14 protein-coding genes are annotated in these 14947 nt (G+C 40.5%); 2 read left to right on the forward strand and 12 right to left on the reverse strand.

Annotation, left to right across the window (positions count from 1 at the left end):
- Nucleotides 1-151: 151 nt before the first annotated feature.
- On the reverse strand, nt 152-448 hold the full coding sequence (gene trxA / locus O6P32_RS12785; protein WP_178266214.1) for a thioredoxin: 297 nt from the start codon (nt 446-448) through the stop codon (nt 152-154).
- Between the two features lie 148 nt (nt 449-596).
- On the opposite strand from trxA, the gene mazG reads away from it, so the two are divergent.
- Nucleotides 597-1382, forward strand: a complete 786-nt coding sequence (gene mazG, locus O6P32_RS12790; RefSeq protein WP_269878906.1) for a nucleoside triphosphate pyrophosphohydrolase — start codon at nt 597-599, stop codon at nt 1380-1382.
- 39 nt (nt 1383-1421) lie between these two features.
- A complete protein-coding gene (locus tag O6P32_RS12795; protein ID WP_269878907.1) occupies nt 1422-2702 on the forward strand; it encodes a S28 family serine protease in 1281 nt (426 codons plus the stop codon).
- 109 nt (nt 2703-2811) lie between these two features.
- Here O6P32_RS12795 and O6P32_RS12800 read toward each other — a convergent pair whose 3' ends face one another.
- From O6P32_RS12800 to O6P32_RS12850, 11 genes are all read right to left on the reverse strand, one after another.
- Entirely contained in the window at nt 2812-3246 is a 435-nt protein-coding gene (locus O6P32_RS12800; RefSeq protein ID WP_178267196.1) for a hypothetical protein, read from the reverse strand.
- A gap of 13 nt (nt 3247-3259) precedes the next feature.
- The gene (locus tag O6P32_RS12805) at nt 3260-3631 is read right to left on the reverse strand and encodes a hypothetical protein (RefSeq protein WP_178267197.1); all 372 of its coding nucleotides are present in this window, start codon (nt 3629-3631) and stop codon (nt 3260-3262) included.
- Between the two features lie 46 nt (nt 3632-3677).
- Nucleotides 3678-4232, reverse strand: coding sequence for an RNA polymerase sigma factor (locus tag O6P32_RS12810; RefSeq protein ID WP_178267198.1), 555 nt, complete (start codon nt 4230-4232; stop codon nt 3678-3680).
- Between the two features lie 77 nt (nt 4233-4309).
- Nucleotides 4310-5224 (reverse strand): ribonuclease Z, encoded by a 915-nt coding sequence (locus O6P32_RS12815; RefSeq protein WP_269878909.1) that lies wholly within the window; start codon nt 5222-5224, stop codon nt 4310-4312.
- Between the two features lie 114 nt (nt 5225-5338).
- A complete protein-coding gene (locus O6P32_RS12820; RefSeq protein WP_269878910.1) occupies nt 5339-6388 on the reverse strand; it encodes a DUF4468 domain-containing protein in 1050 nt (349 codons plus the stop codon).
- 95 nt (nt 6389-6483) lie between these two features.
- Entirely contained in the window at nt 6484-6918 is a 435-nt protein-coding gene (rpiB, locus tag O6P32_RS12825; RefSeq protein WP_178267201.1) for a ribose 5-phosphate isomerase B, read from the reverse strand.
- Nucleotides 6918-8927 (reverse strand): transketolase family protein, encoded by a 2010-nt coding sequence (locus O6P32_RS12830; protein WP_269878911.1) that lies wholly within the window; start codon nt 8925-8927, stop codon nt 6918-6920. Before O6P32_RS12830 ends, rpiB begins: the two co-directional genes overlap by 1 nt.
- 443 nt (nt 8928-9370) lie before the next feature.
- Nucleotides 9371-10525, reverse strand: coding sequence for a galactokinase (gene galK, locus O6P32_RS12835; protein ID WP_178267203.1), 1155 nt, complete (start codon nt 10523-10525; stop codon nt 9371-9373).
- A 75-nt stretch (nt 10526-10600) separates the two neighbouring features.
- The gene (locus O6P32_RS12840; protein WP_178267204.1) at nt 10601-11899 is read right to left on the reverse strand and encodes an MFS transporter; all 1299 of its coding nucleotides are present in this window, start codon (nt 11897-11899) and stop codon (nt 10601-10603) included.
- Between the two features lie 39 nt (nt 11900-11938).
- On the reverse strand, nt 11939-13033 hold the full coding sequence (locus O6P32_RS12845) for an aldose epimerase family protein (protein ID WP_269878912.1): 1095 nt from the start codon (nt 13031-13033) through the stop codon (nt 11939-11941).
- A gap of 125 nt (nt 13034-13158) precedes the next feature.
- Nucleotides 13159-14454 (reverse strand): bifunctional folylpolyglutamate synthase/dihydrofolate synthase, encoded by a 1296-nt coding sequence (locus O6P32_RS12850; protein WP_178267206.1) that lies wholly within the window; start codon nt 14452-14454, stop codon nt 13159-13161.
- Between the last annotated feature and the right edge of the window lie 493 nt (nt 14455-14947).

A 14947-nucleotide genomic window follows, 5' to 3' on the forward strand; every position in this document is an offset into this window, starting at 1 on the left:
TGTGAAAAGGATATAGAGATTGCTTGTCCGTGGTTGCAGTGGAGTAAAACCAATATATAAATTCGTAGTATATGTATTGAAATTTGGTTATAATAAAAAACTACCGAAGATCACTCCCCGGTAGTCTCGTACATGAAAATGAATATGCTTATTATTTGAACAGTGCGATGATTTTATTCAGTTCCTCTGCATTGATAACTCCACTTTGTCGCCATAACTGCTTACCATTCTTGAAAATCATAAATGTAGGTACTGACTGAACTGAATAGTGAGCTGCTACCGAACGGTTCTTGTCAATGTCAACTTTTATGATGCGTATGCTGTCACCTTGAATCTCTTTCACTTTTTGGAGAATGGGAGTCATTATCTTGCAAGGCGTACACCATGTCGCAAAAAAATCGACTAAAACAGGCGTTGGGGACGAAATCAAATCACTGAAACTTTCCATATAATAAAAGTTATATATTCTAACTAAATATCATGCTTTTGTTTCTTATAACATTTATCTTGGTTTTTTTGTTCATGGATTCTTGTTTTTTTTCTTTTTTCTCCCTCCTTTTTTCTACTTTTGTGCGACAATTTTTAATGATAGAACCATGCATACCAAAGAGGAAAAAGTGGAAGCTTTTGGACGTTTGCTTGACATCTTGGATGAATTGCGTGAAAAATGTCCATGGGATAGAAAACAGACTAATGAGAGTTTGCGACCCAATACAATTGAAGAAGTGTATGAACTGTGTGATGCCTTGATGAAAAATGATGAGAAAAACATCTGCAAGGAGTTGGGAGATGTATTGCTTCATGTTGTATTTTATGCGAAAATAGGTAGTGAAACCGGCGCTTTTGATATAAAAGACGTATGTGATAAGCTTTGTGATAAGCTGATATTCCGTCATCCTCATGTTTTTGGAGAAGTGAAAGCTGATACTGCTGAAAAAGTATCGGAAAATTGGGAGCAGATAAAGTTGAAAGAAAAAGATGGTAATAAATCTGTATTGAGTGGTGTTCCTGAGGCTTTACCTTCACTTATCAAATCTTATCGTATTCAAGATAAGGCACGTAATGTTGGATTCGATTGGGAAGAGCGTGAGCAGGTTTGGGAAAAAGTGAAAGAAGAAATCAGTGAGTTTGAAGCAGAAGTTGCTACCATGGATAAGGACAAGGCTGAGGCTGAATTTGGTGATGTAATGTTTAGTCTGATTAATGCTGCCCGTTTGTATAAGATTAATCCGGACAATGCATTGGAACGTACAAATCAGAAGTTTATCCGTCGTTTCAACTATTTGGAAGAGCACACCATTAAGCAGGGAAAGAACCTGGCGGAAATGACATTGGAAGAGATGGATGCAATATGGAATGAAGCTAAGAAGAAAGGATTATAGAAGTTGATGAGATTTTGCAGATTAAGTTTACTACTATTCATGATGTGTTGGTGTGCTATTCAGACTATAGCAGCCGATACATTGAATGTAGAGTTATTGCAGAGATTGCGTAATTTGCCGGCGGTAATTTCTGCCGATACAATGGAAAGTAAATATTATCCTCATAAATTTGTGCTATACATGCAGCAGCCTTTAGACGCTGATAGTCCGCAAGCCGGCTGTTTTGCCCAGCGTATAATTGTGGCTCATGCAGGATTCGACCGTCCTACGGTTATGGTGACCGAAGGCTATGATGCGGCATACGCTACCAATCCTTATTATCAGGAAGAACTTTCCCATTTGTTGAATGCTAATCTGGTTTTTGTAGAGCACAGGTATTTTGGTGAGTCTGTTCCGGATTCATGTAATTGGGATTATCTGACGGTAGAAAATGCCTTGAATGATTTGCATCATGTGCGAAGCGTTTTCGGAGATGTGTATTCAGGTAAATGGTTGGCTACGGGGATTAGTAAAGGAGGACAGACTGCAATGTTTTATCGTGCTTTTTATCCGAATGATGTGGATGTAACTGTTCCTTATGTGGCTCCATTGAATTATTCGGAAGAGGACGAACGCCATATGCATTTTCTCTCGGATGATATCTCTTCTTCTGCCAATCGTAAGAAAGTGGAAACAGCACAGTTGGAACTTCTGAAACGTAAGGCCTCTTTATTGCCTTTGTTTACCCGATATTGTGCAGAGAAGCAATACACCTTTCGCGTTTCTTTAGAAGAAATCTATGAGTTTTGTGTGCTGGAATATGCTTTTGCCTTATGGCAATGGGGAACACCTCTCACAGAAATTCCTTCTTTGAAGGCTTCGGATACTACTTGGTTCAATCATTTCATTGAAATTAGCGAGCCAGGCTATTTTTCAAAGGAAACTCCTTATATGCCTTTCAATGTACAGGCTGTGCGTGAATTAGGTTATTATGCTTACGACATCCGACCATTTAAAAAGTATTTAAGTATGAAGACATCAAAGAACTACTTGCGAAAGGTAATGCTTCCGGAGGGGTTGTCTTACATTAAATTTGATGCTTCCTTGTATAAACGTACGGTACAATATCTGACTAAGCATGATCCGAAGATGATTTATATTTATGGAGGAGCTGATCCTTGGGTTGCTTCAGGAGTAACATGGTTGAAGGGAAAACAACAGATTCATGTCTACGTACTTCCTAATGGAAGTCATACTACCCGTATTGTGTCTTTTGATAATTCTACTCAAAAGGAAATAAAAGATCTGTTAATGCAGTGGTTGAATGAACCTTCCAACTGATGTGAAAGAAAATATATATCCTCATCTTTAGACAGATAAAAAGCGACATCCGGTAGATTTCTTGTATACAAGAGTTACCGGATGTCGCTTTGTTTTATTCAGATAAAGTTTATCTCTTTTTATTGGGCTTCAGCAGTTCTCTATGAAAACGCATTTCTGCACGTTGTAAGCGATATATTTTTTTAGCAGAAAGAAAAGCTTTGTATTTATGGACATACTCTAAATCGAGTTCATTGATTTCGATTTTAGTTTTGATTACATCTTCAATCACTTTCATTTGCTCTTCTTCTGACAAGTTTTCGTTCTTACCCTGTCTCATCAGTTGCCAAGCCTTCTTATTATATGCGTGCTTCTTATCTTGGAGTTCAAAATAAAGTGGAAAGAACTGCTTGGCTTCTTCTTGAGTCAATATATTTTGTTCAACGAAAAATGCTTCTTGTTTGGCACGGAATTCTTCTTTAGATAAGCACTTTCCTTTTTGTGCCTGTATGTTATTTGTGCAAATAAATAACAAGAGTGCTATGATATACCATCCTTTTTTCATGTCTTTAATGTTTTTATGGGTAAATAGGAGTATCTGCATCAGTTAGATATTGATAAAGGGTATAATCGTCCATCATGGTTTGTTCCATGAGGGGTTCAATATATTCATCTGGAAGTTCGGATATACTTTCTATCGTATAATCAGTTTTATTTTCCGGTTTCTCTCCAACGATGACACGGATACTGAACATCAATCCACAAAACATGGCAACCATATATACCCATGGTTTTACTCGTTCCCACATGCTGATTTCCGACATTTCTACAGTCTCTTTTTCGGGAAGCTGCTTCATCAATTGCTCCGTAAAGTTGTCGAAATATCCTTCTGGAGTTTTGAAGGGTATTTTCTTACCGTATTTCTTAGCCAATTCGCTGTCTGTTTTCATTATGTTATCCTCCTTTTCTTATTAGATGATTATTTGAAGGAAAAGTTTAATCATTTTGTTTGAAAAATTCTTCTATTTTCTTTACCGCATGATGATACGAAGCTTTTAAAGCTCCGATACTTGTTCCCATTATTTCGGAAATTTCATTGTATTTCATATCTTGAAAATACTTCAGGTGGAAAATAATACGTTGCTTTTCCGGTAAAGTCTGTATGGCTTTCTCGAACAAGAGCTGTGTTTGGTCTCCATCAAAGTAAGGGTCACTTTCCAGCTGGTTCAGCAAGTTCGCTTCCGATTCCTCAATGGATAAATGCTTCTGTGCCCGTTGTTTATTCAGAAAATTAAGACATTCATTCAAGGCTATCCGATAAAGCCAGGTTGAGAGTTTGGCTTCTCCCCGGAAATATTCCAGATTATTCCATGCCTTGATAAATGTATTCTGTAATAAATCGTCTGCATCTTCATGTGAAAGCACCATTCTCCTTATCTGATAATATAGCTGTTCCTTGTAGGTATTAACTATCCACTCAAAAGCCTCCCTTTGCTGGTCAGGCTCTTGAAGTTTCAGTATAATTTCCTTCTCGGTATATTTGTCGGTCATGATTCTTCTTTTGTTACGTTAGAACTCTTACGGTAAAGTTGGTTTAATCTGTTTCATCCTTTTTAACACGCTTTCCGCTACAATGAAATTTTGAGATTCTCTTCGGCCAGCATTGTGTGAGGAAAAATTTCGGAAGCTTCTTTCAACAGTATACTTTCATCTTCATATCTGGCGGAAAAATGTCCTATAAGCAATTTCTTGACTTGGGCTTCCCGTGCGATTAATGCAGCTTGTGCTGCCGTAGAGTGGAAGGTCTGCTTGGCCCGTACCGCCTCCGTATTGGCAAAAGTTGCTTCATGAAACAACAGATCTACGCCTTGTATTTGTGGAACTATACGTGGTAGATAACACGTATCCGAACAATAAGCATACATACGTGGAGGGTCGGAAGGAATGGTCAGTCTGGAGTTGGGAATAACAGTCCCGTCGTTGGTTACATAGTCTTCTCCATTCTTTATCCGGTTTATCATACAGATTGGTATCTGATAGAAGTCAATCATTTCACGTATAATATGGTTGGGAGTAGGCTTTTCCTTAAAAAGAAAACCACATGTTGGCATGCGATGGCGTAACGGAATTGTTTCGACTGATACCGAGCGGTCGTCGTAAATGACCGTTTGTTCTCCAGGATTGAAAGGATGGAAAAAAACTTGATAAGTCATACCTTTGCAGAAAAAATCCAACTGTGGTGCCATCAGTTTTTCCAAGTCTGGATGGCAATGAATGTGCAGGTCGGCTGTACGTTCCAGCATACCGAATGTAGAAATAAGTCCGATAAGCCCGAAACAGTGGTCGCCATGCAAGTGAGAAATAAAAATGTGATTCAGACGATTGAAACGTAAGCGCGACCGTCTGAGTTGGACTTGTGTTCCTTCTCCACAGTCTATCATGAATAGTTTTTCCCGGATATTAATGACCTGTGAAGTAGCCTGATGGCGGGTTGTGGGGAGTGCCGAACCGCATCCTAATATATGTATGTCGAATTTTTCCATGCGAGCAAAGATAAACTTTTCTCTTTTATTTCAGGACAAAAAGAAAACTAAAGATTGTCAGCAGATGGCACTTTTGACAATCTTTAGTTTCCGTATCATTGATTCCTTGTTGAATTATCGCATCAAGATGCGTGTAATTTCACCGATATACATTGTGTATTGTTTGGAAGTATCGATAGACTGGTTCAGCGATTTCAACTCTTCGGCCGACATATTCTGCTCCATCGATTTCTTGCATTCTATCACTACACTAGGTTGTGTATTTCCTGTACTGTAAAGAGATATTTTGTATGTATCACTTTGCTTCATCAGTGCACTGACTGCAATACGGCTTTGGTCTATCAATGTATAAGTGACGTTTTTGCTGAACAGTTTTCCAAATCCTCCCCAGTTTTCGGCTTTGATATCAATTTCCTCTTCACCGGCTGTGATAGTCAGACGTCCGTTGGCAATCAAATCATTGAAATTGGCAGGTATCTGTTCGAATGTTACTTCTTTCAATTCTTCTGAAGTCTTCAAGACCGGTTGTGCCGGAACCAATGGAATCATAGGAGTAGTAGTTGCCGTATTGTTGTTATTAAGCAACTGCTTACCTAATGCAGAAGCTACCGATTCGAACAAAGCATCTTTTAGATTGATGGTTTCTCTTCTGAATTTTCCACAGATAGGAGCAAGTTTAGTCTTTTTCTTGTTCAATGCCATGTCGTCTGTAATCCATTCTTCTGCCGAATAACGTTCTCCACCGTCACGGTTTTCTTCGTACCAGTAGCGGATACGTGTCATGGTAAGATTGCATACTTCATTTTGAACATTGATGAGAAACTGGTAATAAATACGGGTACGGTCTAATGATATGGCCGATGAAGAGAATACCATGTATTCTTCTGCTGTAGCTGCGATATCACCTTTTTCTTCGTTTGTATAAGCCACCTGACTATATAAATTGCCCTCTGGTTTGAATCGGTTTTTAGCCCATTCCAACATCAGGTCGTATAGCTTCTCTTTGGAAACTCCGGGTGTCTTGATTTCCTGAGTGAAAGTCACTTTTCCTTCTGACAGGGTAACTGCTCCGGATAGATATTTAGGATCGTTGTTGTCTTTCTTTTCTTTTGCTGTGCCCAACAGTGGCAGGCATAAAGCAATAATAAATAAGAGTTTTTTCATGGTAGTAGTTATATTCTGATTTTTCTGTCGCAAATATAACGATAAAAAAAGAGAAGCATAAGAATGCTTCTCTTTTTTATGTATTTTAAGATAGATTATTTTACAGGTATCTTGTCAATACGTGCCTGGTGGCGTCCGCCTTCGAATTCTGTATTGAAGAATTCAGTCATAATCTTGTCGGCTGTCTGGAAGTCGATGTAACGTCCTGGCATTACCAATACATTTGAATCGTTGTGCAGACGTGTCATATGCGCTATTTCAGGCATCCAGCAAAGTGCTGCACGTATACCCTGATGCTTGTTCAGAGTCATGCTGATTCCTTCTCCGCTACCACAGATTGCAATTCCCGGGTAACATTCTCCAGCTTCTATAGCTTTAGCCAGTGGATGTGCAAAGTCGGGATAGTCGCAACTGTCGGTGGTATATGTACCAAAGTCTTTATATTCCCATCCTTTGGCTTCCAGCCATTGTTTTACATACTGTTTCAGTTCGAAACCTGCGTGATCTGATGCTAAACCTATCGTTTTCATTAGAGCATTGCTTTTACTTGTTTATATACATTTTCGGCTGTGAAGCCCAGTTTTTCGTCCAATACTTTGTAAGGAGCAGAGTAACCGAATGATTCCATACCCCAAACTTTACCGTTTGCACCTACCAGATTTTCCATACTGAATGGAAGCCCGGCTGTCAAACCGAATACTTTAGCTCCGGTAGGGATGATGCTTTCCTGATATTCCTTGCTTTGGCTACGGAACAAACCTTCCGAGGGGACTGATACAATACGGAGTTTTACTCCATCCTTACGCAGCAGTTCGGCTCCGGCTATCAGTGTAGAAACTTCAGAACCAGAAGCAATCATGATTACATCCGGATTTTCATCGCTTTCTACGATATAAGCTCCTTTGGCTGCTTGCTTATAATCTGTTCCAGCTGGCAGGTTGTTTACATTCTGACGAGAGAAGATCAATCCGGTAGGAGTGGATGTATTCTCCATTGCCAACTTCCATGCCTGTGTTGCTTCTTCCACATCGGCCGGACGAAGAACCAGCATAGAGTTCTTTCCCTTGTGGTTTTTCAGTTTTTCGAGCAAACGTACCTGTGCTTCCTGTTCTACCGGTTCGTGTGTCGGTCCGTCTTCACCTACGCGGAATGCATCGTGTGTCCAGATAAACTTCACAGGAAGTTCCATCAAAGCTGCCATACGAAGTGCAGGCTTCATGTAATCTGAGAATACAAAGAATGTACCGCAGGCTGCAATTACACCTCCGTGCAGTGCGATACCGATACAGCAGCAAGCCATTGTCAGTTCGGATACACCTGCCTGAAGGAAAGCTCCGCTGAAGTCACCTTTTTTCAGAATATGAGTCTTGGCCAGGAATCCGTCTGTTCTGTCGGAGTTACACAAGTCGGCAGAAGAAACAATCATGTTTTCCACCTTTTCTCCCAATACTCCCAATACGGTAGCAGAACCTACACGGGTTGCTGCATTCGCTTTTTGCTGGATAGCATCCCAATTGATTTCCGGCAATTTACCGGCAAACCACATATCCATTTTGGCTGCAAGTTCCGGATTTGCTTTTGCCCATTCTGCTTTAGCAGCGTATCGTTCTGCAATGATTGCTTTCAATTCTTCACGACGTTTAGCATAGATTTCTGCTACTTCCGGGAAGATTTGGAATGGATTTTCCAAGTCACCATTCAGGTTTTTGATGGTGTTGATGTAAGCATCGCCACCGAGTGGAGCTCCGTGTGTACCGCAATCGTGTTCGTAGCTGCTACCGTCTGCACGCAGACAGCCTTTACCCATTACTGTCTTACCGATAATCAGAACCGGTTGTCCGCTTACAGCTTTGGCTGCAGTCAATGCTTCACGAATCTGGTCTACATCATTTCCGTCTATTGTGTAAACTTTCCATCCCCATGCTTCGTATTTCTGTGCTACGTTTTCAGTAGTGACATCTCCACATTCTGTAGAAAGCTGAATATCATTCGAGTCGTAGAACATAATCAGGTTGTCCAATCCCAGATGTCCGGCAATACGTCCGGCACCTTGTGAGATTTCTTCCTGAATACCTCCGTCGGAAATATACGCATAAATTGTTTGGTTCATTACGTCACCCAAACGAGCTTTTAGGAACTTGGCAGCGATAGCGGCACCTACAGCGTAAGTATGTCCTTGTCCGAGCGGGCCGGATGTGTTTTCAATGCCATGCATGAAGTCTACTTCCGGATGTCCTGGGGTAATGCTTCCCCACTGGCGGAATTGTTTCAAATCCTCCATTGTGTATTTTCCAGCCATAGACAAGACTGAATACAGCATCGGCGACATATGTCCCGGATCGAGGAAGAAACGATCGCGTCCTTCCCACAATGGATTTTCTGGATCGTATACCAAGAACTCTGAGTACAGTACGTTTATGAAGTCAGCTCCGCCCATAGCACCTCCGGGGTGACCAGACTTTGCTTTTTCTACCATTGCAGCAGTGAGAATACGAATATTATCCGCTGCACGATTCATTAATGCTTTATCGTTTTTCATTGTTCCTATGTTAATTTATTTGCAAAGATACGTAAATAAACTCAGATTGCCGTTAGTTCGATATAGATATTGTTGCTTTTTTTATTGTATATGGACGAATAAATATGTTTTAAGTTGCGGGATTTTCTTAAAAATGAGATAAAAGAGAGGAGAAGTTAATAATAGCTTAATGAGTATGCTCATGTTGCATATGGGGAGCTATATGATGTTATAATCAACGTCGTTGAATCTGTAACCGGCGTCATCGGCTGTAAAAATGACGGCGGCGATTGTACAGCCGACGCCGTCGGCTATAGAATTTCTTTAGTATGATGTCTGTATGAATTTGCTGTCGGGAAAATCTTTTTATTGTATGGCGTGGGGGAGGGGATTTAGGGTGAGGAATAAAAAAAGCAGCTGCCTCCATGAGGCAACTGCTTTTGTGTGATTGTATCCAAACGGTATTAGCAGAGTTTGCGTGAACCGTTGCTGATTGTTACATCATATACTTTCGGGCTGCGTCCGAATTTTTCTTTGAAGCGTTCTTTTGCAGTAGTAATGAATGTTTCATAAAGCTCGTTCTTTACGAGGTTGATGGTGCAGCCTCCAAATCCTCCACCCATTACGCGTGAACCTGTTACGCCGCAGTCGAAAGCGACATCGTTCAAGAAATCGAGTTCTTCGCAACTTACTTCGTACAGTTTGCTCATACCCTGATGGGTTTCATACATTTTCTGTCCTACGGTTTCGTAATCGCCTTTTTCAAGTGCATCACATACATCGAGTACACGTTGTATTTCTTCAATGACATATTCTGCACGCATGTAGTCTTCTTCGCTGACCTGAGCCTTTACTTCGTTTAGCATATCCATGCTGCAGTCACGCAGGAATTCTACGTTCGGGTGGTTTTTCTTGATTGCTTCTACCACAGTTTCGCAACTTTGGCGACGTTTGTTGTATGCAGAAGAAGCCAGTTCGTGTTTCACTACAGAGTCAACCAATACCAGGCGGTAGCCTTCCGGTTTGAACGGGAAGTACTGGTACTCCAAAGAGCGGCAGTCCAGACGAATCAGACTTCCTTCTTTTCCGAATACTGAAGCAAACTGGTCCATGATACCACATTTCACACCGCAATAGTTGTGTTCTGTTGCCTGACCTACTTTTGCCAATTCGAATTTGTCTATCTTATTGTCTCCGAACAAGTCGTTCAGCGCATACGCATAAGTTGATTCGAGGGCTGCTGAAGAAGACATACCGGCACCCAGAGGAACATCGCCTGCAAATGCAGTATTGAAGCCTTTTACATCTACTCCTCTTTTAATCATTTCACGGCATACACCGAATATATAGCGTGCCCAACTTGCCTTTGGAGCGTCTTCTTCGTTTAATCCAAATTCTACGTAATCTTTCAGGTCGATAGAGTACGCGCGAACCTTATCGGTTCCGTTAGGCTTTATTTCAGCAATTATACCTTTGTCTACTGCTCCAGGGAAAACAAATCCTCCGTTATAGTCTGTGTGTTCACCGATGAGGTTGATACGTCCGGGAGATGCGTATACCGACCCTGTTGTTCCGTCAAAATGTTTGATGAAACGTTCTCTTACGAATTCTATGTCCATCGTGGTATATTTTAAGGATTAATAATAAAAGACCATACTTGCCAGCAGCAAGTATGGTCTTATGTGATTAATTGATTATTCAACTGGAATATCTTTGTTGACATTCTTGCTTCCGATAGCTGCATAATATAAGATGTAGCATACAGCAGCAACGATTACCCAGTAGCTCATCATGTAGCTGCTGGTGATATCTGCCAAAGCTCCTTGGATCAAAGGAAGAATACCTCCACCGCATACCATAATCATGAAGATACCCGATCCCATTGAAGTATATTTACCTAAGCCTTCTACAGCCAGGTTGAAGATTCCACCCCACATTACAGAAGTACACAATCCGCAAAGTACGAAGCACATTACGCTGACAGGTACTGTAGTCATACCAAAGCTGATGTCTGATTTAAATACCGGCATTGAAACTTCAACGGTAGTAGGGCTGAACATACCGATAAACAACAGAACTAAAGCCAGAGTGCTGACGAAAATAATCTGTGATTTGCTGGAATATTTAGCTCCCAGGATACCTCCTACCAAACGGCCGCACATCATAAGGAACCAGTAAGTACCTACGATAGAACCCGCCATAGCTGCATCGATACCGATACCTGCAGCACCTTCGGTTACGTCGCTGGCTGTTGTAAGGAACAGGTTCATGAAGTTAGGAATACCTACTTCTACACCTACATAAAGGAAGATGGCTACGGTACCCAATACGAAGTGACGGAATGACATCGGGCTGTGTGCATCTTTTACTTTCTTTTCAGTCTTTTCTGCGTATGGTTCCGGCAAGTTCATTACTGCCAATACAATAAATACTACCGCAAAGATACCCATCGCAATAAACAAAGCCGGAGCTGCATCACTAATCTGTGCTTTGGCTACATCACCCATCAGATAACCTACCAGTACCGGAACGATAGTAGCTGAGATAGAGTTTACAGAACCACCAAACTGAATAAGCTGGTTACCTTTCTTTCCACCACCGGCCAATGTGTTCAACATAGGGTTTACTACGGTGTTCAGCATACACATAGAGAAACCTGAAACAAATGCACCAATCAGGTAGATGGTAAATCCGTTTGTGCTGGTTCCAGACAAATACTGGATACCTACACCAATAAATCCTACGGCAACAGCAGCCAAAGCTGTCTTTTTATAACCGATTTTCTTCAGCATCATACCTGCAGGCAAGCCCATGAATGCATAGGCAATAAAGTTGGCTGCATTACCCAGCTGAGTCATCCAGTTTGCTACAGAGAATTGGTGTTTTACAATTACTCCTAATGGATTGGTAAGCCCTGTCACGAAAGAAATCATCGCGAAAAGGGCAATCATCATTGCTATAGGCAATGCATAATTTTTCTTTTGTTCTGACATAATAATTTTAGGGTTATATTAATTGATAAAAAGGTTAATTTACTTTTTGATGCCGAATTTGTAGACTGTAGTCTGATGATAAGTGTTTTCAGGAGTCAGTACGGCAGAAGGAAAATGTCCTTTGTTAGGGGTATCCGGGAAGTGCTGTGCTTCGAAACATATAGCACTGCGGGCAGGAAACGTTGCTCCATGCCATCCGGTAAATCCATTGTGCCAGTTGGCTGTATAGAGTTGTACACCTGGTTCGGTAGTGTATACTTCCAAGGTACGACCGCTTTCCGGTTCAATACATTCTGCTGCAAATGTAAGGCTTCCGGCTTCTCTCTTGTTTAATACATAGCAATGGTCGTATCCGGTACCAAATTTCAGTTGCTCAAATGCATCGTTGATACGGCTTCCTATTGTGTGAGGAGTACGGAAATCCATAGGAGTGTTTTCTACAGTTGCAATTTCACCTGTAGGGATAGATACTTCATCGACAGGAGTATAAAAATCCGCATTGATGGTTACAATGTTGTTTTCTACTGTAGGAGTAGGGTTGGCAATTCCTGCCAGATTGAAGAATGCATGATGAGTCAGATTGACAAGTGTAGTCTTGTCTGTGTTTGCTGCATAAGTGATTACCAATTCGTTTTGGTTAGTCAGTGTATAGACTACGGTTACGTTCAGATTACCGGGGAATCCTTCTTCTCCGTCTTCCGAAAGATAACGTAATGTTATGCTTTGCTTGCTTGTTTGTTCTGCATCCCATACACGTGCATGGAAACCTGTTGGCCCTCCATGAAGAGAGTTGGGGCCGTTGTTGATGGTGAGAGTATATTCTTTGCCAGCCAACTGGAATTTTCCTTTGGCAATACGGTTGCCATAGCGTCCGATGAGGGTACTAAGGAAAGGTTCTGGACTATTGATCACATTTTCGATGGTATCATGTCCTTGTATTACATTGGCATAATTCCCGTTTTTGTCGGGCATCATAATGGCAAGAATAGCACCCCCATAATTGGTGACAGCTATTTCTGCTCCATTGTCGTTTGCAAGAATGAACAAGTCTGTGCTTTTTCCATTGATATTTTTTTGGAAATCAGATTTCTTTAATCCGCAAAGGTTGTTCTCATTGTAATATGTGTGATTCATGGTTTAAAATATCTTTCGTTTATACAACCTATAATTTGCCTGCAAATAAAAAAATTTTCTTTATAATCCCCAAACATTTCCGAGAAAACCTTAACGAGGATTTGTGAACTTTTGCAACTTGTACTTTACTGAACTGGGTAGTATATTTTGAGTAAATCGGCTACTATAAAGCTGCTTCCTCCTATGAAAATGAGGTCTTCTGGCGCTGCTTTTTCTTTCGCTGCGATTAATGCAGATTTTACATCCGGATAGGCTTCTCCATGGAGATTGAATGTTTGTGCCAGTTCCTTTACTTTCCCGGCTGGAAGAGCACGTTGTACAGATGCTTGGGTGAAATAGTAGCTGGCTTCGGAGGGGAGTAGTTTCAAAACGCCACTGATATCCTTATCATTTACCATTCCGATGACCAGATGGAGTTTGTCGTATTTTTGAATAGCCAGTTGTTTGGTGATGTAGCTGATTCCTCCTACGTTATGGCCGGTATCGCAGATTATAGTTGGATGTTCTTCCAGGCGTTGCCAGCGTCCCATTAACCCAGTCAGTTTGCATACATTGGCAAAGCCTTCTCGGATATGGCTTTCATTGATATGATATCCTGCTTGTTGCAGACATTGTAAGGCTGATAGTATAGTGTTAGTATTTTTTTCTTGACAAAATCCCCCCAATTCTCCTGTTAAGTCGGGGTAATTGGTGGTTTGATAGAGGCAGTGTCCATCTTTTGTATATTCAACTTGCTGTACAAATTGTTCTTCTTCTGCAAAATGTATGGGAGCTTGCATTTCTGTAGCTTTTTGCAGGAATACAGGTTTGGTTTCTGGAGTTGTTTCGCCAATGACAACAGGTGTTTGAGGTTTTATGATACCTGCTTTTTCTGTTGCAATTTTAGCAAGTGTATTTCCTAAGAATTGAACATGGTCGAAACTGATATTGGTAATGACACAGAGGTCTGGACGAATGATGTTAGTGCAGTCGAGTCTGCCTCCTAATCCAACTTCAATAACAGCTACATCTACTTTTTCCTGAGCAAAATATAAGAAAGCCATGGCCGTGGTCAATTCGAAAAAAGAAGGGTGGAGTGGTTCGAAAAAAGCACGGTGCTGCTCTACAAAATCAATGACAAATTCTTGTGAAATAGGCTGTCCATTTACCCTGATACGCTCCCTGAAGTCGATTAGATGGGGAGACGTGTATAATCCGGTTTTGTATCCGGCTGCTTGTAGTACAGCAGCTATCGTGTGCGAACAGGAACCTTTTCCATTTGTTCCGGCTACATGGATGGTGCGGAAATTATGGTGGGGATGTCCAAAGTGTTCATCCAACAGATGGGTATTGGTTAAACCTTCTTTGTATGCATCTTTCCCGATATGTTGAAAGAGTGGTGCGCTATTGTATAAATAAGTAAGGGTTTCAGAGTAATTCATGATGTTGTTATTTCAATAAAAATAAAATGTTGGTGCAAATATCGGTATAATATTGTTATGTTATGTTTTTTGCAAAAAGGAATTTTATGATAAAGCTTATATCGTTTTATTACTTATTTATTTACCAGTTTTTTATAGATAAAAAACGATGATTCGATATAGAATTATTGAGATTGGTTTATAACTGTTTTGTGCAGGCTTGAATCATATTTGTTTGTTAGCCCTTTGTCTCTAAATTTGCATTGTTGGATAGAGAAGTTAATGATGTAAATCTTTAATTAATTTCTAATTTTTGAAACAAAATATTTTTTACAGTTTAATTGTTGTAATTCTTGTTTCTGGAAGTTGATTGAAGTAACAGCACAAATTCTAATGCAAATAAAAGCGAATACTAAACAGACCTTTATAGTCTATTGTAGATTAATGTTTTAATTTAAATATCTACCAATGGAAGCATATTTATGTAAGGCCTTAAATTTTGTATTTCCTATTT

The organism is Phocaeicola acetigenes (assembly GCF_027529745.1).
Taxonomy (GTDB): domain Bacteria; phylum Bacteroidota; class Bacteroidia; order Bacteroidales; family Bacteroidaceae; genus Phocaeicola; species Phocaeicola acetigenes.

Coding starts and splice junctions, on each gene's coding strand:
- trxA (WP_178266214.1), bottom strand. CDS start 448: ATGGAAAGTTTCAGTGATTTGATTTCGTCCCCAACGCCTGTTTTAGTC.
- mazG (WP_269878906.1), top strand. CDS start 597: ATGCATACCAAAGAGGAAAAAGTGGAAGCTTTTGGACGTTTGCTTGAC.
- O6P32_RS12795 (WP_269878907.1), top strand. CDS start 1,422: ATGATGTGTTGGTGTGCTATTCAGACTATAGCAGCCGATACATTGAAT.
- O6P32_RS12800 (WP_178267196.1), bottom strand. CDS start 3,246: ATGAAAAAAGGATGGTATATCATAGCACTCTTGTTATTTATTTGCACA.
- O6P32_RS12805 (WP_178267197.1), bottom strand. CDS start 3,631: ATGAAAACAGACAGCGAATTGGCTAAGAAATACGGTAAGAAAATACCC.
- O6P32_RS12810 (WP_178267198.1), bottom strand. CDS start 4,232: ATGACCGACAAATATACCGAGAAGGAAATTATACTGAAACTTCAAGAG.
- O6P32_RS12815 (WP_269878909.1), bottom strand. CDS start 5,224: ATGGAAAAATTCGACATACATATATTAGGATGCGGTTCGGCACTCCCC.
- O6P32_RS12820 (WP_269878910.1), bottom strand. CDS start 6,388: ATGAAAAAACTCTTATTTATTATTGCTTTATGCCTGCCACTGTTGGGC.
- rpiB (WP_178267201.1), bottom strand. CDS start 6,918: ATGAAAACGATAGGTTTAGCATCAGATCACGCAGGTTTCGAACTGAAA.
- O6P32_RS12830 (WP_269878911.1), bottom strand. CDS start 8,927: ATGAAAAACGATAAAGCATTAATGAATCGTGCAGCGGATAATATTCGT.
- galK (WP_178267203.1), bottom strand. CDS start 10,525: ATGGACATAGAATTCGTAAGAGAACGTTTCATCAAACATTTTGACGGA.
- O6P32_RS12840 (WP_178267204.1), bottom strand. CDS start 11,899: ATGTCAGAACAAAAGAAAAATTATGCATTGCCTATAGCAATGATGATT.
- O6P32_RS12845 (WP_269878912.1), bottom strand. CDS start 13,033: ATGAATCACACATATTACAATGAGAACAACCTTTGCGGATTAAAGAAA.
- O6P32_RS12850 (WP_178267206.1), bottom strand. CDS start 14,454: ATGAATTACTCTGAAACCCTTACTTATTTATACAATAGCGCACCACTC.